Genomic DNA, 18176 nt, shown 5'->3' with positions numbered 1-18176 from the left:
CATCCGCATGACCACCCTCACCTACCTCATACCCGCTGCTCTCTTTCTTGGTGCGCTTGGCCTGGGGGGCTTCCTGTGGGCTTTGAAAAGCGGCCAATATGAAGATCTCGACGGGGCCGCCGAGCGGATTCTGATCGATCCAGAAGATAAAATTGGCCGCTGATCTTCAGAACTCCGCCAGTGACAGCACACATTTGCAGAAAACTGCAACACCAAACTTTTACATGTCAAATCTTGCTCGCATGCCGAAGCTGTTCTTTCTGCGATTAACCTCCACCAATTTGCGCCAGCGCAAAGAAACGCTGCGTCAGGTCAGCTAGGTTCTGCTTATCCGCAACGGTTGAGAGACAGGAGACTCTGACATGATCACGCGACGCGAAGCTCTGCTCGGTGCAGCGATTGGCGCTGCCACCGTGGCAGCACTGCCGGCATTTTCGGCAACTGTGACAAAGGCAGACATTCAGGGTCTCGTCCGAGAGAAGATCAAGCTTGTGGCGCCGCCTTTCGTGCATCCGCACGAGCAGGTCGCCAAGGGCGGACCGAAAATCGTCGAGTTCACCATGACGATCGAGGAAAAGCCTGTCGTCATCGATGCCGACGGCACAAAGCTCAATGCGATGACCTACGATGGGTCGATCCCCGGGCCGCTGATGGTGGTGCATCAGGACGATTATCTCGAGCTGACGCTGATCAATCCGGACACCAACTCACTTGCCCACAACATCGACTTCCATGCCGCCACCGGCGCACTGGGCGGCGGCGCGCTGACCTTGATCAATCCGGGCGAACAGGTGACCTTGCGCTTCAAGGCGACGCGAACCGGGACATTTGTCTATCACTGCGCGCCAGGTGGTCCGATGATCCCATGGCATGTCGTCTCCGGCATGAATGGCGCAATCATGGTGCTGCCGCGCCACGGCTTGAGGAACGACAAGGGCGAGCCGGTAAAATACGACAAGATCTTCTATATCGGCGAGAGCGACTTCTATATCCCGCGCGATGAGAAGGGCAACTTCAAGAGCTACGAATCGGCCGGTGACGGCTACGATGACATCGTCAAGGTGATGCGCGGACTGATCCCGACGCATGTCGTGTTCAACGGCAAGGTCGGCTCCTTGACCGGCGACAACGCCATGACGGCGAAAGTCGGAGAAACCGTCTTGATCGTCCACTCACAGGCCAACCGCGATACCCGGCCGCACCTGATCGGCGGCCACGGCGATTATGTCTGGGAACAGGGCAAATTCGCCAATCCGCCGGCCAAGGATCTGGAGACATGGTTCATCCGTGGCGGTTCTGCGGGTTCGGCGCTCTACACCTTCCTGCAGCCAGGGGTTTACGCATACGTCAACCACAATCTGATCGAGGCCGTGGAACTCGGGGCGACCGCTCACTTCAAGGTCGAGGGCGAATGGAATGATGACCTGATGACGCAGGTCGAGGCGCCCAAACCCATCGCCACCAACTGAACGTCACTCCTATTTGCCCGGACAGTGACGCTGTCCGGGCTTGGAGAAAAGACATGTCCCCTCTCATGCTCAAGCTCGTACCGATCGCCATGGTGACCGCGGCTGTGACGGCGGGGCTCTCGATGCAGGCGGCCCGTGGTCATCGACAGTCCCACGCCGTTGCGATGACGGTTATCCTGCCTGGCGGCTCGATCACGTACCCAATGCCGGGCGAGTTCCTGAAGGACGGACACCCGCAAGCCAATCCCAAGGTTGATCGGCAAATCAGCGCCCCACTCGACATCATGGCCAACCAAGTCAGCGCCGCTGACTACACGGATTGTGTGTCGGCGGGTGCCTGTCGGCCGGCGCAGGAGACCCGGTCAATCCCGCGTGACGCACCTGCGACAGGGGTGAGTTATCTCGACGCCGTCGCCTACGCCCAATGGTATTCCGATGTGACCGGCAGCCAATGGCGGCTGCCTTCCGACGAAGAGTGGGCCTTTGCCGCGGCGGAGCGGTTTGCAGGAGAATTCGAGGGCGTCGAAAACGACGCCAACAATCCCGCTAGGCGGTGGCTCACCGGCTACCAGGCCGAGGTCGACCTCAATCGCAAACCAGATCCGTTACCCAGGAGCCGCGGCTCTTTTGGCTTCAATTCCCTGGGCCTCGCCGACTTTTCGGGCAACGTCTGGGAATGGACTTCGACCTGCTATGTCCGCACGACGCTGGCCGACCAAGGAGGCGGTGTTGCGAGTTCGGTCGACAATTGCGGCGTCCACGTTCTTGAAGGCCTCCACAGAGCTTATATGTCGAACTTCGTCAGCGACGGCAAAAGCGGCGGCTGTGCCGTTGGCACGCCTCCTGACAATCTGGGTTTCAGGCTGGTGCGGGACCGTACGGAATGGGTGAACCGTATCCTCGGCTACTTCGGCATTGCCTGACAGATCGGAAGCGGCTCCTGCGGTCGCGTCTTCGACGGCCGCCCGCTCTCCCGCCTCACCGCGCCTTTGGCGTCATCAACGCGAGTCCGTGGACGAGGACGAAGCCGGCGAATGCCGCCACCCATGCCGTGCCAGCCATGTCGATCGCCACGTCAGAAGGGACGAAGGCGGCCAGGATTCTCAATGATCCCGCGAGCAGGACGGTCACGAAGATGAACGAGGCACCTTTCCCAGCCTTGAGCTCTCGCCCGGTATGGCCGAGCGTCGCGCGGGTCATCACGGCAAGCGTCATCGAGCCCACCGCACCTGTTCCGAGCGCATGCAGTCCCGCCGCCGCCGGCACGGCATCGGGAAACAAGATCGACGCCGAGATCAGGGCAAGCCCAACCGGCACGAAGGCATAGGCAAGATGCAGAACGAGCACCAGCGGATCCCGCAATGTACGCTCGCCAGCCCAGCGTGATAGCCGCCACGCCTGGCAAATGGCGGCGACGGCGATAAGCAGTGCTGAGGAGGTCTTGTCTGGGACGAATGTCCATGTTCCTAGCGCAACGGCTGAAACGGCTATGGATGCGATGTCAAAACGGTCGAACGGTGCCGGCAGCCTGCCAGGATTTTCGCGCACGAGCCAGTTGCGTGTGAAGCTCGGAATGATGCGCCCGCCGATCAGCGAGATGAGCATGATTGCAGCAGCCATGCCGAGCCGGCGGCTGATGTCGGATGCGCCTTCAAGGTGCGCTTCGATGTGGAACGCACCGTTGGCACAAGCCAGGACCGCAAGCGGCAGCAGCACCTTGAGGTTGCGCCAGTTGCGCCCCGCGACGATTTCGCGTGTCGCCGCCGCAGCGACCGCCAGCAGAAAAGAGCCATCGACCACAGCGGCTGTTTGCCAACCGATATCCGCCGAGAAGAAGACGGCGGCGCGGCCGGCAAGCCACAGGACAACCAGCGCCAGCAGCGGCAGGCCTTGCACGGGCAGCCGGCCGGTCCAGTTGGGAATGGCGGTCAGCAGGAACCCGGTAATGATCGCCGGCAGATAGCCGAACAACATTTCGTGGATGTGCCAGTCGACCGGGACAAACGCACTGTGGCCATCGAGCGCGCCGGCATACATCGGTAGCCAGAGCAGAATGGAGAGCGCGGCATACAGCGAACCGAGGAAGAAGAAAGGCCTGAACCCGTAGGATAGAACCGCGGGTCCGGTGTAGGCCCGCAGGCGTGGAGTCCCCATGATCTGTATCTCCAATGAACAGGGCCGGATGAACCGCCGCCCTCGGTCCGTCCGGCCCTTTCCCGCCTCACTTATGGCAGGCAGGCTGTACGATGCTTCAGTTGGCCGGAACCTGGGTGAACAGGTCGGCGAACACCGTCTTTGCCTTGCCAGGATGCTTGACCGCCTTGGCCGTATCGAGATTGACCGGCTTGCCGACAACGATCAGCGCGACCATGCCCATGCCGTAGTGGGGCGCGCATTTCACACCGTAGACGCCCTCCTTCGTAAGCGTGACGGTGATTTCCTCACTGGGCTTTCCCTTGAAAGGCTCAGCGCCGTCCGGAATCATGTCCTTGATCGACTCGGCATTATGCGTCTTGTCGGTCGGCACGAACTTCACGGTGTCGCCAGGAGCGGCCTTGACGAAGGCCGGCTGGAAAACCATTGCACCTTTTTCGCCCTTGTTGAGCATTTGCACCACATGCTCTTCGGCGCTTGCGCCGCCGGCGAGCGCCAGGATGGAGACTGCGGCGGCGAGGATGGAGAGTTTCATCGGTTTGTCCTTGTTTCGTCTTCGCGGCATTGCGCCGTTCCATGCCATTTAGCCTGATGCGACTGGGAACAATTTGCGCTGGCGCAAACTCGGGATAAGAAAGGGCTGCCGCACGATTGATGCGGAAGGGCCGTGAGGGATCCGCTTGGCTGCGCTGGACCGATCGCTGATTTCTCGACTGCCGCTCTTCCAGGGGCTGACACCCGACGAGCAGAGCGAGATCCTGCGAAACGCACGGTCGTCCCGCTATGCCAAGGACTCTGCGATCTTCGAGCAGGAGGCCGAGGCCCATTCCTTCTTCGTTCTGATCGCCGGGCACATACGGGTGATCCGCACCACGCCGGACGGACAGCAGGTCATCGCCAGATACATCAGCGAAGGCGAGATCTTTGGCGTCGCCGCGGCGCTGGGGCGGACGACCTACCCCGCCAGCGCCGTCGCGGCGGTGGATTGCGTGGTGCTGGCTTGGCCCAATGCTCATTGGCCGGAGTTGGCGCGACGATTCCCGGCCTTTGGGGCAAGCACCTACAGGACGGTGGGAACCAGGCTGCAGGAGGCCCAGACGCGCGTGGTGGAGATGTCCACGGAACAGGTGGAGCAGCGGGTCGCGCATGCCTTGTTGCGATTGGCAAACCAGACCGGCCGAAAGACCGACAGCGGCCTCGAGATCGATTTCCCGATATCGAGGCAGGACATTGCCGAAATGACGGGGACGACGCTGCACACCGTCAGCCGGCTGCTCAGCAAGTGGGAGGAGAACGGAATAGTCATCAGCGGGCGCCAGAAAGTCACCGTCAAGGATGCGCATCGCCTCGTGGTTCTGGCCGAGAACCGGGACAAGGACTGACCGTCATCGTTCTCCTCGAATGGTCAATTCGAGTTCGATCAGAAAGTCGCCCTCATCGACCCGATGTTCCCTGCACGCCTCGGTAACTGTATGGAAAGTGCCGATCGGACAGCCGACGCAGAGCATCTTGTGTCTCAGCACCACAGCCACCGTTGCCGGCCATTTTCTCATGATTTCGTCGACGACCATGTCCGGGTTGATTGAACTGCGCTGCTTCACGATGACGTCTCCGCGATTTGCGAAGCCCCTTCATAAATCTCCTTAGGACCGCCCTCGTTGCGCTTTCGCAACTTCATAGGAATTGGTTCCGAACCATCTCGGGACCGCCAGATGGCGGTGCCAACGACGGCACCGATACCGGCGGTCAGCGCGAGGCGACAGACACCGTTGCGGCGAGCATGCGGCCGGTGAAACAAGCACCATCGCCAATGGCATGGCCGCTCCAACCGAAAATGCAGCCGCCGAGGCCAGAGCCGCCTGGATCGGCCGCGCCGTCGTCATCTCCGAAATGCCGAGTTCGTCGCGCGCGTGGGCGATGCCGTCATTGGCGCCGAGTACGGCGGCGCGCGGCCAGCCAATGCGGGATATGAGATGGTTTTCCGTATGCAGGCGGCTCACGCGAACGCCCAATGCTTCAGGATGCGGGTGCTGGAATGGCCGGCAGGCTCGTTGGCAACGGTCATAGACAGCTACCTCGCTAGGAGCACCTCCCTACCTCGCGGCTTATGCGAGATTCCTGATTTAGGACAAATCAATTTGCTGCCTACCCTGAAGCTTCACGGCTTCTCGCAGCTTGAGCTCGGCTGACAGCCAGTTGTCAGCTTGGTCGTGGGATATTGCCTCCGAGACGGACCAGATGGACCGCCTTGCGAGATTCAACGTGGAAATACAATTCGATGAAACAGATTGCGCTATCGCTTTTCGTGATCGCTGCCTCCGGCGCCTATGTCTGGGATCAGGCCGGCAGGAATCCGGCAAACGATATGCTTGGGGAAGCGCTGCCGGCCGATGCAGCCGAAGCGCCTTCCGTGCAACCGAAAGAGCCCGCATCCGCTGCGGCTTTGCCGGTGCTCCGCACCTCGCCGGCGCCCCTCGATCCCCGGCTCAGAACAAGGTTCCCGATTGCCCGCGAAACGACGGCTGGCATAGCCGTGCCCGCCAAACGGCCAAATGATCCAGTCAAACAGACAGTGGTTCCAGTGGCACCACAGCCGTCGCCAGCGCCGCCGGCTGTCACCGATCCTGCGTCGTCAACGCCTTCATTCGCCGTAACGCCCGCCATCTACATACCAGTCCCGCAACCGAGGCCGGCATATCCGAATGCACCAGCGCGTGTCGTCCGGGTGGGCATGAAGCTCGCCGCACATGGCTATGCCGATGGCGTCTACACCGGCCCCACGGCCGATGCCTACTACGGCATCATCCAGATCCAGGCCCTCGTACAGGGCGGACAGCTTACGGCGCTGAAAGTGCTGAAATACCCCTCCGACCGCCGCACCTCGGTCAACATCAACAGGCAGGCGCTGCCCATGCTGCGCGACGAAGCGATCAGCGCCCAGAGTGCCGATGTCGACATTATCTCGGGCGCGACGCTGACCAGCAGGGCCTTCATCCAGTCGCTGCGCGGCGCGCTGAAGAAAGCGTCGTCCTAGGTCCATGCGTGAAACGCGTATTTTGATGGGAATGCCCATTACGGTCGACATCGGCGACGCGTCGAGCGGTGAGCTGATCGAGACGGTCTTCGGCTATTTCGAGCATATCGACCGGCGCTTCAGCACATACCGGACCGACAGCGAAATCACGGCCATCAACCGCGGCGACGTTCCGGTCGTCGACTGGAGCGGCGAGATGACCGAAGTGTTTGCTCTCGCGCGGCAGACGAAAGACGAGACGGACGGATACTTCGACATTCGCAAGCCCGACGGGTCGCTCGATCCTTCCGGTATCGTCAAGGGCTGGGCCATCCGCAACGCGGCAGCCATCATTCAGCGGGCCGGCATCAGCGATTTCTTCATTGAGGCGGGAGGCGACGTCCAGTCCTGCGGCAAGAATGCCTCGGGTCATGACTGGAGTGTCGGCATCCGCAACCCCTTCAACGCGGACGAGATCGTAAAGATCGTCTATCCCCGCGGTCGCGGCGTCGCAACCTCCGGCACCTATGTCCGCGGTCAACACATCTACAATCCGCACGGAATTGGCATTCCGATCCAGGACATCGTCAGCCTGACCGTGATCGGCGCCGATGTGCTCGAAGCCGATCGTTTCGCCACAGCGGCCTTCGCCATGGGGCGGGACGGCATTCTCTTCATCGAGCAGACGCCCGGCCTGGAGGGCTATCTCGTCGCCGCCAATGGCCGCGCCACGCCGACAACCGGGTTCGGAGCCTTTTGCTTGCCATGATCAAGACCATCGACCGATTTCTCGATCACCTGACCATGTACAGGCTGGTCCTCTACTATCTGATGACACTGGTCGGCGCGGCGTTCGTGCTCGGCTTCGTCAAGCTGGTGCCACATGATCCGATTGCGCTTGCCTCCACCACGGCGCTTGCGCTGGCCGCCTGCTGGATCACCAACAAGGTCTTTACGCATGTGTTCAAAGTCCCGGCCAACAACGAGTCCGTCTACATCACCGCACTCATCCTGGTGCTTATCCTCGATCCGGTTGCGGCCACGGACATCAAGGGGATCGCGGCGGTGGCGTTCGCGTCTGTCTGGGCGATTTCATCCAAATTCATTCTCGCCGTCGGACGGAAGCACCTTTTCAACCCGGCTGCTTTGGGCGTGGCGCTGTCCGCGCTGCTGCTCGACCAACCAGCCACCTGGTGGATCGGCGGCAATCTGCCGCTGCTTCCGCTCGTCCTCGTCGGTGGCATGCTCATTGTCCGCAAACTGCGCCGGCTTGATCTTGTCTCGACCTTCGTTGTCGTGGCACTGGCAACCATTCTGGCAACCAGCGACCCGTCGCAATACTGGACCGCGCTTACGGAGACACTGGGTTCGTCGCCTGTATTGTTCTTTGCCTTCGTGATGCTGACAGAGCCGCTTACCGCGCCGACGATGCGTTGGCCGCGTATCGCCTTTGCCGCCATCGTCGGCTTTCTGTTTGCGCCCAACATCCATGTCGGCTCGTTCTATTTCACCCCGGAACTGGCGCTGCTCGCCGGCAACCTGTTCGCCTATGCGGCGGGTCCCAAGGGGCGCTTCGTGCTAACCTTGGAACGCATTGAGCAATCGGCCCACGACAGCTTTGACTTCGTCTTCCGCTCGCCCCGCAAGCTCGCCTTCGAGGCCGGCCAGTATCTCGAATGGACGCTTGGCCTCGATCGTTCAGACAATCGCGGCAACCGCCGCTATTTCACTGTCGCCTCGGCGCCGACGGAGGAAACAGTCCGCCTCGGCGTCAAGTTCTATCCGCGATCAAGTGCCTTCAAGCGCGAATTGCTGACCATGAAGCCAGGCAGCACGATCCATGCCGCGCAACTGGCCGGCAATTTCACGCTGCCCGCCCGGCGCGAAACCAAGATCGCGTTCCTGGCCGGAGGCATCGGCATCACGCCGTTCCGCTCGATGCTGCAATATCTGCTCGACCGCAAGGAGCGGCGACCGATCGTCATTCTCTATGGAACCGAAGGCCAGCAGGATATCGCTTATCGCGACGTGCTTGGCGCGGCCAGGCAGGAACTTGGCATCAAGACGATCCACGCTGTGGCGCGCGGCGGCGAGCGCGGGCAATATCCCGGATACATAGACGAGCGCCTGATACGTCTGGCCATACCCGACTACCTCGAGCGCACCTTCTACATTTCCGGCCCGCAGGCGATGGTCAAGGCGCTGCGCCAGAAGCTGCTGGCCATGGGCGTTCGCCGCTCGAAGATAAAGGTCGACTATTTTCCAGGTTTTGCCTGAAGCACGCTCAACCGTGTCGCGGCAAGGCAATGGTCACGACCAGGCCCGGATCGGCGTTGGCCATGGCAAGGCGTCCGCCGTAAGCTTCGACGATGTCGGAAACGATTGCCAGGCCAAGGCCGCTGCTGCCGCCCTTGCTGTCGAGTTGGACGCCGCGCGACAAGGCGGATTCGCGATCGGCATCTGGTATACCTGGGCCATCGTCGGCGACGGTAACGATCACCTCGGCAGCCGTGGCGGATGCATCGACACGGACTGACGACTTTGCGTAGCGCGCAGCGTTTTCGATTAGATTGCCGAGGATCTCTGACAAGTCACCCTCGTCAATTGGCGCCGCCAGTTCTGCCGTGACGTCCATATTGAATGAAAGCTGCTTGCCGCTTGGCGTCCGTTTGACGACGGCAATGATACCAGTCGCAACGTCCGAGACCCGGCAGGATGCCTTGCCAGAGACGCCTGGCGCGAGTCGGGCGCGCGCGAGCTCCCGCTCGACATGGCGCCGGATCGCCCCAGCGCTCTTCTCAATCTCGTTGGCCAGTTCCGTCTCGCCTTTCTTTCGCAAAGCGCGGATGTCCGCCGACAGCACTTGCAGAGGCGTCTTGAGACCGTGCGCCAGATCGGTGGCGCGCGACCGGGCGCGCGCCAGTGCCCTCTCCTGGGCATCGAGAAGACGATTGATTTCGTCCGCGAGCGGCTGCACCTCGCTTGGTGCGGTCACCTCGAGGCGTGCAGTTCGCTGAGCAATCACGCTTCCGACGGCGGCCCGCAAGGTCTCCAGAGGCGCTAGACCAACGGTGATCTGAATGAAGAAGGCAGCCATGAGCGCAATGGCGAGCAAGATCAGGGCAGGCGCCAGGTCGCGGACATACCCGTCGACGGATTCTTTCACGGTTTGGTGGTCTTCGGCCACGATGGCCCGAAACGAGCGGCCGCTGGCGTCGATGATGGTGCGCTCGACGGCGATGGTGAGTTCCCCTTGCGGCCCTTTGAATTCCTTGATCTCTCTGAGCACGCCAGCAGTTGCGCGCTCAGGCAGGACAAGTGTCGCATCCCACAACGAACGCGACCGGACCAGGCTGCCCGAGCCGGTATCCAGTACTTGCCAGTAGTGACCGGAAAAGGGGATGGCGAAACGCGGGTCAGCCAAGCCCGCCTGGACCGAAAGCCGGCCATCGGCGGTGAAACTGGTCGCTCCGATAAGGTCGTTCAGGTCGACGGTCAGCTCACTGACGACGCGCCGCTCGACATTCAGTTCGAATAGATAGCGCAGTCCGATACCGGCGATGGCAAGAGCAACCAGGATCGAGATCGTTGCCGCCAACCAGAGCCTGAAGCGGATCGAGTTGCCCATCAGCGGGAATCGTCAGGTATCAAATACCCGAATCCGCGGCGCGTTTCGATGATGTCGCCTCCGAGCTTCCGTCGCAACCGCGCGACTATGACCTCGATCGTGTTCGGATCGCGGTCGTTGCCTGAATCGTACAAGTGCTCGGCAAGCTCGGTAGGCGCCACGACCCTTCCGGCGTGGTGCATCAGAAACGCCAGCAGCCGGTATTCCAGAGGCGAAAGAGAAATAGGAATGCCACGGAGCGAGATGCGCATCTGGCGCGTGTCCAGGAGCAAAGGACCAGACTTCAGCACGGGTGCTGCCTGTCCCGCCGAGCGACGCAGGATTGCCCGTAACCGGGCGAGCAGTTCTTCCATTTCAAAAGGCTTGGGAAGATAGTCGTCGGCACCGGAATTGATGCCGTCGACGCGTTCGGTCCACATGCCTCTTGCGGTCAGGATGAGAACCGGAAACCTGCGCTCATTGGCCCGCCAACGCTTCAAGACCGTCAGACCATCGAGCTTGGGCAATCCGAGATCCAGAATCGCGGCGTCATAATTCTCGACATCGCCTGCGAACCAGGCAGCTTCACCATCCTTCACGATATCGACCGCCATTCCGGACGCCTTGAGGACGGTCGCGATATCGGCGGCGATACGGGGCTCGTCTTCGGCCAAGAGGATCTTCATCAGTCGCCCTCCCCGTCGCGCATGATCACACCGGCGCCGGCGTCGACGTCGACGGTCTTTCGCCGGCCATCGGCACCGACGACCTGAAACCGGTAGACCCATCTGTCGGCCTTGCGGATGAGATCGACCGCAACAACATCGCCGGGAGCTGTGGCGCGGACAACGTCCAGTATGTTGGCAAGGCCCTTGATTTCGCCGCGCTCGTACAAATCCCGCGCCCGGTCATGGTCGCCGTCATCGTCCTCGTCGGCACGGACAGCGAGAGGCATTGCCAGGACAAGTCCCGCGAGACCCAGCACCGCCAAACGCTTCCATTGTCTTTTCATCGGCAGGCATGTCGCACGTTGCAGCTTTCAATTTGCTGTCAGTTATCCTCAGCCTACAGCAAGCAAAAGGTTCATATCAGGGCATTATCGCGTCCAATCATGGCCGCGCTGAGAAGGATACGAGACCATGCGCAATTCCATGCTTGTTCTTGCGGCACTTGCAAGCCTCACGATCTTTGTCCTGCCGGCGGCCGCTGAATCGGACGAAGGATTTTGTGGGGCGCCATCGTCTGTTGCCCCGTCAGGCCCGATCGACCTGCAGGCCATCCCCATGCTGGACGCCTCCACCCCGAAAGCCATCAAGGGTGGCGGCGATGCATGCGACGACCAACAGGGCGATGAAGCCGACGACAACGACTAGGTCTTCCCTTCGCTGTGCATGGCCCACCACGGCACATGACGCTTGCCAATGTCGTGGGCCACGGCTCGCTGCAAAGCCGGCAAATTATCCAAAGTCCCCTGCCAATTTCTGGAGAGTTTCGTGATCCCCATTCAACATATCCACCCCATGCTTGTTCATTTTCCCATTGTTCTGATCTACCTGCTCGTGGCTATCGACCTTGTGGCGCTCGTTGGCGGCAGCGCCGTCACCAGGAGATCGGGAGCCGGCACGATCTCTACTTTTGTGGCCCTGGCTGCCGGAATGTTCGCTATGGGGACCTGGTTCTTCGGAGGTCTTGCGCTGGATCATGCCGAAGCGGCCGGATTCAGCAGCGATGTCGCGGAGATCCATGAAAGCCTGGGAGGGATCACAGCCTTTGCTTTTCTGATCTGGGGAATCGTGCGGCTCGCGCTTTGGCTGCGGAACCGTGACATGCGGGTTGTAACGATCGCCATTCCTCTGATCGAAGTTTGCGGAGCATTTCTGGTCACTGCGACGGCCTACTATGGTGGACTGCTTGTCTACGAACTTGGCGTGAACGTCGCCAAGGCCGCGATCACTGGTTGACCGGTTCGCGCCCCGTAATTCACGGCTCCAGCTTTGGACCATTTGCCTCGACGGAAAAATGATTCAGATCAAGGCGCTTCGTGCGGGTGAAATCTAAGAAGCCGGAGGTTGGAAAACTCGGGAGAGCGAACATGCAAGCCGAAGCCATCATGAGCAAGCCAGTCGTCGGCATCGACCCGTCCGCATCGATCGCCGAGGCTGCCGGGTTGATGCTTTCCAAAAAGGTCAGCGGCCTCCCCGTCATTCGCAACGACGGCAGGCTGGTGGGGATCGTCAGCGAGGGCGATTTCCTGCGCCGGGGAGAACTGGGCACGGAGCGCAAGCGCTCGCGGTGGCTGGAGTTTCTCGTCAGCCCTGGGAAGGCCGCCGACGAATATGTCCGCGCCAATGGCCGACGGGTTGAGGAGGTGATGTCGCAAGATGTCGTCACGGCATCCCCTGCGGCATCGCTCGCAAAAATCGTCGAGCTCATGACGCGTCACCATGTTAAACGCATTCCGGTCATCGACGGCGGGAAAGTCGTGGGCATCGTCACCCGCTCTGATCTTCTGCGGGCATTGCTCGGCGTCCTTCCGGATGGCGCCGCTACGGTCATCGATGACGAACAGATCCGCCACAACATCGCCGCCGAGCTTGCGAGGCGGAAATGGGCCGGCAACGATTTGATCAACGTAATGGTGGACGAGGGCGTGGTGACGCTGAGCGGCGCCATTTTCGACGAACGCGAGCGCCAGGCAGCGATAGTCGCCGCCGAAAACGTCGCCGGTGTCAATGTTGTCAAGGATAATCTCTTCTGCGCCGATCCTGTGTCGGTCGTCCTTGTTTCGTAGCTAGGGCAATACTAGCCAGATTGCCGGTACACGACATTGATCGAAGCCAGGTGCCTTTGGCTGAGTGAGTTGCCAGTCCTCGCCCAAGGCTTCGCCGCGCTTTAGGTCGCGACCAGGGGTATCAACGGTCGAAGCAGTAACAGGGCAAAGGCAATAAGCGCCGCGCCCACAACTCTTTCTACCGTTGTTTTGCCTCCGCTGAGGCGCCGACCCAGCAAAAGCCACACCGATCCGGTGGCGGCTGTCATTACCAGGAGCGCAATCCAGAACATCCCCAGCGCGCGCGGTTCGGTGTTCATCGGCACGATAGCCAGGCAATAAATGAAGGCCTTCGGATTGAGAGCACTGGTCGCCGCAACAGAAATGGCGTCGCCATTTTTGGAAACGTTGATCCGTGCGCTGATTATCAGACTCAGGCCAAGAACCACGAGCCATCCGGCTGCTGCCAGCCTGAGTATTTGAATGGCGTCGGGCGACGCGAAGGGACGCAGCGAAAACCAGCATGCGGATGCGATCCCGTATCCGCATGCCTGAGCGGCCAAGAGCTTGACCGCTTTCTCTCGCTTGACCGACCCCGCCATCAAAAGAGCGTTGGTTGGTCCTGGCGCGACAAAGAGCAGGAATGCTTCCAGAAAAAATATCGTGTCCAAACTGCCCGGTCCCGTGGGATGCAAACCTATCAACTGCAAAACTTGGTTTGCGTTGACTCTCGTCAAATCACGGACAGCACGACATCGTCCAGGCTGAGTACTCGAATGGCTACCGTTGGCCGGCCGCGTGCTGCAGTCGAGCGATCAGGTCGCCATTGCGGCAATAGTCTGGCGGGTTATCCGCTTGCTGGTTTTCATCGAGCCAGACCGAGCATTCTTCCTGATGCCCGCAGGAACGGCAGCGATCCACGGCCCGGCTGGTGACGGCAGCATGGTCGGCTACGACTTTCAATTGTCTATCGACGCCGAGCTTCCGCATCATGCGGTCCATCAAGGTGGTTCTGGCGTCGACTGAAATCAGGTAATCGAGAAAGGTCATGGTGGTCACTCCTGCCTACTGGCCATCATTGGCATGTTGGCGGCAGGCGGCGTTGATCTCGATCAACAGGCGATCAGCTGACACGCACTAAACCGAAGCGGCGAGGCGGTCGAGAAAAGGCCGTTGACCGACAACCAGCTTGTCTCTGGCCAGTGCCAAATCGAGCCATTCACCACGGTCGACCTCGGCAAACGATTGTACCCGGCCGCTTCGTGGCGGCCATTCCATCTCAAACAGGTTGCTGCGCAACGTCGCCGTATCGAAGTCGCCTTCGAACGCGAATGCCGTGATGAGTTTGCCTCCTCGCTGGCACAACTCACCCAGAGTGAGCAGGGCTCCGTTGGGCTCCCAGCCTGTCTCTTCCGTGAATTCGCGCCGTGCCGCTGCCTCGGGCAGCTCGCTTTCGTCATGCTCGCCTTTGGCAATCGACCAGGCGCCAAGATCGCGTCTTTGCCAGAACGGGCCGCCTGGATGGACAAGCAGCACCTGCAGGTCGTTATTCGATCTGCGGTAGGGCAGGATGCCCGCACTCCTTTTGATCATCGCCGTAGACCACCCTCGTGCAGCATATTCATTGCGCCAGGGCTGAACGCGACATGGCCTTCCCGTCGATGCCCTGCCCTGCGCCGTGCCGGCGCGAGAAGCGGCTGCCATGCGAGAAGAACCAGCGTTTGGTTGCTTCTGAAACGACAATGTAAAGCCCTGTGATCGCGACGAGTCCGGCAAGTGCCCGAAATGGCAGCGGCACAAAACCGAACCATCCCGCAAAGGGGACATAGGGCAAGACAATCGCGACAATCGCCACAGCAAGTGTAAGCCAGACAAGCAACGGGCTTGGACGGCTCGCCCAGAACGCTTTGTGCGTGCGTACGATGAGCACAATCGCCAGCTGGGTCATCAGAGACTCGACGAACCAGCCGGTCTGGAAGGCTGCAGGTCCCGCGTGCGCAACAAGTAACAGAAAGGCAAAGGTCGCGAAATCGAACAGTGAACTGACCAATCCAAAACTGACCATGAATCGCCGCACGAACCCGATATCCCAGCGGCCGGGTCGCCGCATCTGCTCGGCATCGACATTGTCCGTAGCAATCGCAAGTGAGGGTATGCTGGAAAGCAAGTTGTTGAGCAGGATCTGCGTTGCCAGCAGCGGCAGGAAAGGCAGAAAAAGCGAGGCGACGGCCATGCTGATCATGTTGCCAAAGTTGGCGCTGGTGGTGATGGAAATGTACTTCATCGTGTTGGCGAAGGTCTTGCGGCCATCGTCGACGCCGCGCACCAGCACGCCCAGATCCTGTTTGAGTAGGATGATATCAGCCGCCTCGCGCGCCACATCGACAGCGCTGTCGACAGAGATGCCGATGTCGGCCTCATGGAGGGCTGGGGCGTCATTGATACCATCGCCGAGATAGCCAACGACATGGCCCCTGCTCCGCAAGGCCTGAACGATGCGCTCCTTCTGGTTGGGGTCGATCTCGACGAAGAGATCGGTGTGCTGCACGCCCGCGAAGAGCGCACTCTTCGTCAATTTCGACAGATCCTCGCCGGTCATGATCCTGTCAGCGCACAAGCCGATCGCCTGCGCGAGATGCGCGGCAACGTAGCGGTTGTCACCCGAAATGACCTTTACCGCGATGCCGCGGTGGGCGAGCTCGGCAAGCGTCTCCTTGACGCCCTCCTTTGGCGGGTCGAGGAAAAGCAGGAAGCCCGCGAAGGCGAGATCGATCTCGTCTTTCCTGCTGAACGTTTTCTGGCTCTCAAACCGACGGATTGCCAGGCCCAGAACGCGGTAGCCGTCCGCGCTCCAGCGTCGGAATTTTTCGTCGATTGCCGCACGGTACATTTCATTGAGGGGTTCCAGCCCCTTGGCCGTTCGGACGAAGCTGCAGGTTTCGAGGACATTTTGTACGGCGCCTTTGGTAATCAGAAGGTCCTGGGCGTCCTTGGTCCGCACGACAACGGATAGTCGCTTGCGAATGAAATCATAGGGGATTTCGTCGACTTTCGTGAAGGCCGCCAATGATGCGCTCTCGCCCGGCGCGCCGGCGATTGCTTCGTCCAGCGGGTTCTTCAGTCCTGTCTGCAGGGTCGCGTTGAGACGTGCCCAGAGCAGAATGTCGGTTGACGGACTGCCATCGACATCGAGCCAGCCATCCAGGTGGATAACGCCTTCCGTCAGCGTCCCCGTCTTGTCGGTGCACAGCAAATCCATGCTGCCCAGATTCTCGATGGCATCGAGACGGCGCACGATGACCCCATTGGCGGCCATGGCGCGGGCGCCCCTGGCTAGCGTCACGCTGATGATGGCCGGAAGGAGTTCGGGCGTAAGGCCTACGGCGAGTGCCAGCGAGAACAGCAACGATTCAATCAGCGGTCGATGGAGCATCAGATTGGCGAAGAACACCATGATGACAATCGCCAGCATGATTTCGGTCATCAGATAGCCGAACTGTCTTATGCCCCGGGCAAATCCCGTTTCCGGGATCTTCCGCTCCAGTGCCGCGGCGATCGATGCGAATTCCGTGCGGGCACCGGTCGCCGCCGCAAGCATGGTTGCGGTACCGCTGCGAACCGAAGTGCCCGTGAAAACGGCATTGCTGCGCTGTGCTACGGAAGCCTCGGGCACCGACCGCCCCGGGGCCTTCACGGTGGGAAAGGTTTCACCGGTCAGCACGGCCTCGCTGACATTGAAATCGCGCGCATCCAGAATGATACCGTCGGCAGGGATGAGATTTCCGGCCGAAAGCCGGATCACGTCGCCCGGCACAATATCCTCGGCGGCGACCGAGCACTCGGCGCCGTCACGCAACACTATTGCCTTGCGCGAAATACGCTCTTTCAGTGCTTCGGTCGCCCGCGACGCGCCATACTCCTGGGTGAAGCTCAGGATGCAGCTTGCCAGCACGATCGCGCCGATGATCGCAGCTTCCTGGCCCTCTCCCACGAAGGCCGATACGCTGGCCGCGAAAATAAGGATCAGCACCAGCGGGCTGCGGAACTGGCGGGCAAAAACTGCCAGGGTCGACGCGCTTGACGTCGACGCCAGTGAGTTTCGACCGAATTTTGCGAGCCTCGATGCCGCCTCGGAAGCAGCCAGGCCCGAGGCAGACGTCTCAAGGCGTCGCAGGAGGTCATTGGTCTCGATCGACCAATAGGCACCGTCCTCCGGTGAGACGGATCGCTGGCCGGCGTCGCCTATCATCAGTACGACATGAAGCGATTGATGCCGCTCTCTTCGATCAGCGTGCGGGTAACGCCGCCGAACGCCCATTCCCGCAAGCGGCTATGGCCATAAGCGCCAGAGACGATCATGTCGGCATGGATCGAGCGTGCGAATGTCGGCAACCGGTCGCCGTCGGCCTCGCCGGCGAGCAGTTCGGTTCGCGCCTTGATGCCATGGTGTTCGAGAAAGACCGCGACATCGGCGAGGCTGTCACGAATGCCGTCGTCGCGGTCGGTGTCAATCGTGACAATCACGACTTCGCTGGCTTTTGCCAGGAAAGGCAAAGCGTCAGCCATCGCCCGCCGTGCCTCCCTGGTGTCCTTCCACGCCACCAGAACGGTTCTTGCAAGGACGTGCTCGACGTTGGTTGCGGCGACCAGAACCGGACGCCCGGCACCCAGTGTCAGGCTGCCGACATCCACGGCGCGAAACACATTGTCACCTGCCTGGCCGGTAACGATCAGATCGGCCGTTCTGGCCGAAACGCTGAGGAACCGGGTCGGGCTGCAAACAGCTTGGCCCCATTCGCTAGAGATCGACGCGGGAACCAGCCTCTCGAACTCGGCACGCAGTTCGGCAAGCCGCTTTTCTATCTCCGTCCGCTGGATCTGCATGATCTCGCCTTCGTAGACCATGCCTTCGCCGGTCGCGACCAGGGGCGGAACATCCGCGGCCGCCAGGCCGACAAGACGGGCTCCGAACCGCTCCGCGAGCTCAACCCCCGCCTTTACAATAGGTGCGGGAGGCGCATCGATGGCGAGGTTGACGATGATTGACTTGTAAGACATTGCGGACGCCTTTCGCTGAATGCTGGAATGCGTGATGAATTGCATTCGTCCGCGTCTAATGCCTTGATGCGCGTCAAAGACCGCCAATTGCATCCGCCAACTGCA

General features: G+C 60.8%; 22 protein-coding genes and 1 pseudogene. 11 read left to right on the top strand and 12 right to left on the bottom strand.

The annotated features are described in order from the left end of the window. The first annotated feature begins 7 nt into the window (after positions 1 to 7). The 4 genes from ccoS (at position 8) to EB815_RS14655 (ending at position 2392) form a co-directional block, all read left to right on the top strand. Positions 8 to 163, top strand: coding sequence for a cbb3-type cytochrome oxidase assembly protein CcoS (ccoS, locus tag EB815_RS14670; RefSeq protein WP_056570657.1), 156 nt, complete (start codon positions 8 to 10; stop codon positions 161 to 163). Next, complete coding sequence (locus EB815_RS14665; protein ID WP_155772521.1) at positions 153 to 320, top strand: hypothetical protein; 168 nt, start codon at positions 153 to 155, stop codon at positions 318 to 320. The genes ccoS and EB815_RS14665 overlap by 11 nt, the downstream gene beginning before the upstream one ends. A 42-nt stretch (positions 321 to 362) precedes the next feature. Further along, entirely contained in the window at positions 363 to 1469 is a 1107-nt protein-coding gene (nirK, locus tag EB815_RS14660) for a copper-containing nitrite reductase (RefSeq protein WP_056570654.1), read from the top strand. A gap of 65 nt (positions 1470 to 1534) precedes the next feature. Then, positions 1535 to 2392, top strand: a complete 858-nt coding sequence (locus EB815_RS14655) for an SUMF1/EgtB/PvdO family nonheme iron enzyme (protein ID WP_348626808.1) — start codon at positions 1535 to 1537, stop codon at positions 2390 to 2392. A 55-nt stretch (positions 2393 to 2447) separates the two neighbouring features. Here the strand turns inward: EB815_RS14655 and EB815_RS14650 are convergent, their stop codons facing one another. Both EB815_RS14650 and EB815_RS14645 read right to left on the bottom strand, forming a co-directional pair. Beyond that, the gene (locus EB815_RS14650; protein ID WP_056570651.1) at positions 2448 to 3623 is read right to left on the bottom strand and encodes an NnrS family protein; all 1176 of its coding nucleotides are present in this window, start codon (positions 3621 to 3623) and stop codon (positions 2448 to 2450) included. Positions 3624 to 3720: 97 nt separating this feature from the next. Continuing rightward, complete coding sequence (locus EB815_RS14645; protein ID WP_056570649.1) at positions 3721 to 4158, bottom strand: pseudoazurin; 438 nt, start codon at positions 4156 to 4158, stop codon at positions 3721 to 3723. A gap of 145 nt (positions 4159 to 4303) precedes the next feature. Between EB815_RS14645 and EB815_RS14640 the strand changes: the two genes are divergently transcribed. Further along, the gene (locus EB815_RS14640; protein ID WP_056570647.1) at positions 4304 to 5005 is read left to right on the top strand and encodes a Crp/Fnr family transcriptional regulator; all 702 of its coding nucleotides are present in this window, start codon (positions 4304 to 4306) and stop codon (positions 5003 to 5005) included. Positions 5006 to 5008: 3 nt separating this feature from the next. Here EB815_RS14640 and EB815_RS14635 read toward each other — a convergent pair whose 3' ends face one another. Then, the gene (locus EB815_RS14635; RefSeq protein WP_056570645.1) at positions 5009 to 5224 is read right to left on the bottom strand and encodes a DUF1858 domain-containing protein; all 216 of its coding nucleotides are present in this window, start codon (positions 5222 to 5224) and stop codon (positions 5009 to 5011) included. A 180-nt stretch (positions 5225 to 5404) separates the two neighbouring features. Continuing rightward, a pseudogene (locus EB815_RS33600) lies at positions 5405 to 5623 on the bottom strand (VIT1/CCC1 transporter family protein); the annotation flags it as partial. A gap of 731 nt (positions 5624 to 6354) precedes the next feature. On the opposite strand from EB815_RS33600, the gene EB815_RS33595 reads away from it, so the two are divergent. From EB815_RS33595 to EB815_RS14620, 3 genes are read left to right on the top strand one after another with little or no spacing between them, the layout of a single operon-like run. Then, on the top strand, positions 6355 to 6657 hold the full coding sequence (locus EB815_RS33595) for an FMN-binding protein (RefSeq protein WP_244494052.1): 303 nt from the start codon (positions 6355 to 6357) through the stop codon (positions 6655 to 6657). Between the two features lie 25 nt (positions 6658 to 6682). Next, positions 6683 to 7405, top strand: coding sequence for an FAD:protein FMN transferase (locus EB815_RS14625; protein ID WP_244494051.1), 723 nt, complete (start codon positions 6683 to 6685; stop codon positions 7403 to 7405). Then, positions 7402 to 8913 (top strand): FAD-dependent oxidoreductase, encoded by a 1512-nt coding sequence (locus EB815_RS14620; protein WP_056570637.1) that lies wholly within the window; start codon positions 7402 to 7404, stop codon positions 8911 to 8913. Before EB815_RS14625 ends, EB815_RS14620 begins: the two co-directional genes overlap by 4 nt. 7 nt (positions 8914 to 8920) lie before the next feature. Here EB815_RS14620 and EB815_RS14615 read toward each other — a convergent pair whose 3' ends face one another. The 3 genes from EB815_RS14615 to EB815_RS14605 are packed head-to-tail and all read right to left on the bottom strand — an operon-like array spanning position 8921 to position 11198. After that, positions 8921 to 10264 carry a sensor histidine kinase gene (locus EB815_RS14615; RefSeq protein WP_056570635.1) on the bottom strand — a complete coding sequence of 448 codons (1344 nt, stop codon included), beginning with the start codon at positions 10262 to 10264 and terminating at the stop codon, positions 8921 to 8923. Then, entirely contained in the window at positions 10264 to 10929 is a 666-nt protein-coding gene (locus EB815_RS14610; RefSeq protein ID WP_056570633.1) for a response regulator transcription factor, read from the bottom strand. Before EB815_RS14610 ends, EB815_RS14615 begins: the two co-directional genes overlap by 1 nt. Continuing rightward, positions 10929 to 11198 (bottom strand): PepSY domain-containing protein, encoded by a 270-nt coding sequence (locus EB815_RS14605; RefSeq protein WP_244494050.1) that lies wholly within the window; start codon positions 11196 to 11198, stop codon positions 10929 to 10931. Before EB815_RS14605 ends, EB815_RS14610 begins: the two co-directional genes overlap by 1 nt. Positions 11199 to 11382: 184 nt before the next feature. Between EB815_RS14605 and EB815_RS14600 the strand changes: the two genes are divergently transcribed. The 3 genes from EB815_RS14600 to EB815_RS14590 all read left to right on the top strand — a co-directional run bounded on the left by EB815_RS14600 (position 11383) and on the right by EB815_RS14590 (position 13034). Then, the gene (locus tag EB815_RS14600) at positions 11383 to 11616 is read left to right on the top strand and encodes a hypothetical protein (protein WP_056570629.1); all 234 of its coding nucleotides are present in this window, start codon (positions 11383 to 11385) and stop codon (positions 11614 to 11616) included. A 120-nt stretch (positions 11617 to 11736) separates the two neighbouring features. After that, entirely contained in the window at positions 11737 to 12204 is a 468-nt protein-coding gene (locus tag EB815_RS14595; RefSeq protein ID WP_244494049.1) for a DUF2231 domain-containing protein, read from the top strand. 131 nt (positions 12205 to 12335) lie between these two features. Beyond that, positions 12336 to 13034: a CBS domain-containing protein gene (locus EB815_RS14590; RefSeq protein ID WP_056570625.1), complete on the top strand. Its 699-nt coding sequence runs from the start codon at positions 12336 to 12338 to the stop codon at positions 13032 to 13034. Between the two features lie 101 nt (positions 13035 to 13135). Here EB815_RS14590 and EB815_RS14585 read toward each other — a convergent pair whose 3' ends face one another. The 5 genes from EB815_RS14585 to EB815_RS14565 form a co-directional block, all read right to left on the bottom strand. Further along, positions 13136 to 13684 (bottom strand): hypothetical protein, encoded by a 549-nt coding sequence (locus EB815_RS14585; RefSeq protein ID WP_056572004.1) that lies wholly within the window; start codon positions 13682 to 13684, stop codon positions 13136 to 13138. A gap of 109 nt (positions 13685 to 13793) precedes the next feature. After that, positions 13794 to 14063: a DUF6455 family protein gene (locus EB815_RS14580; protein WP_081295083.1), complete on the bottom strand. Its 270-nt coding sequence runs from the start codon at positions 14061 to 14063 to the stop codon at positions 13794 to 13796. A gap of 87 nt (positions 14064 to 14150) precedes the next feature. Continuing rightward, positions 14151 to 14606, bottom strand: coding sequence for an NUDIX domain-containing protein (locus EB815_RS14575; RefSeq protein ID WP_056570621.1), 456 nt, complete (start codon positions 14604 to 14606; stop codon positions 14151 to 14153). Positions 14607 to 14634: 28 nt separating this feature from the next. Next, positions 14635 to 17262 carry a magnesium-translocating P-type ATPase gene (mgtA, locus tag EB815_RS14570; protein WP_056570620.1) on the bottom strand — a complete coding sequence of 876 codons (2628 nt, stop codon included), beginning with the start codon at positions 17260 to 17262 and terminating at the stop codon, positions 14635 to 14637. Beyond that, positions 17262 to 18071, bottom strand: a complete 810-nt coding sequence (locus EB815_RS14565; RefSeq protein ID WP_056572002.1) for a universal stress protein — start codon at positions 18069 to 18071, stop codon at positions 17262 to 17264. Before EB815_RS14565 ends, mgtA begins: the two co-directional genes overlap by 1 nt. Positions 18072 to 18176 lie beyond the last annotated feature (105 nt).

It is taken from the genome of Mesorhizobium loti (assembly GCF_013170705.1).
Lineage (GTDB): Bacteria > Pseudomonadota > Alphaproteobacteria > Rhizobiales > Rhizobiaceae > Mesorhizobium > Mesorhizobium loti_D.
Note: the sequence above shows the minus strand (reverse complement) of the source record. Positions and strands in the feature narration are given on the sequence as shown.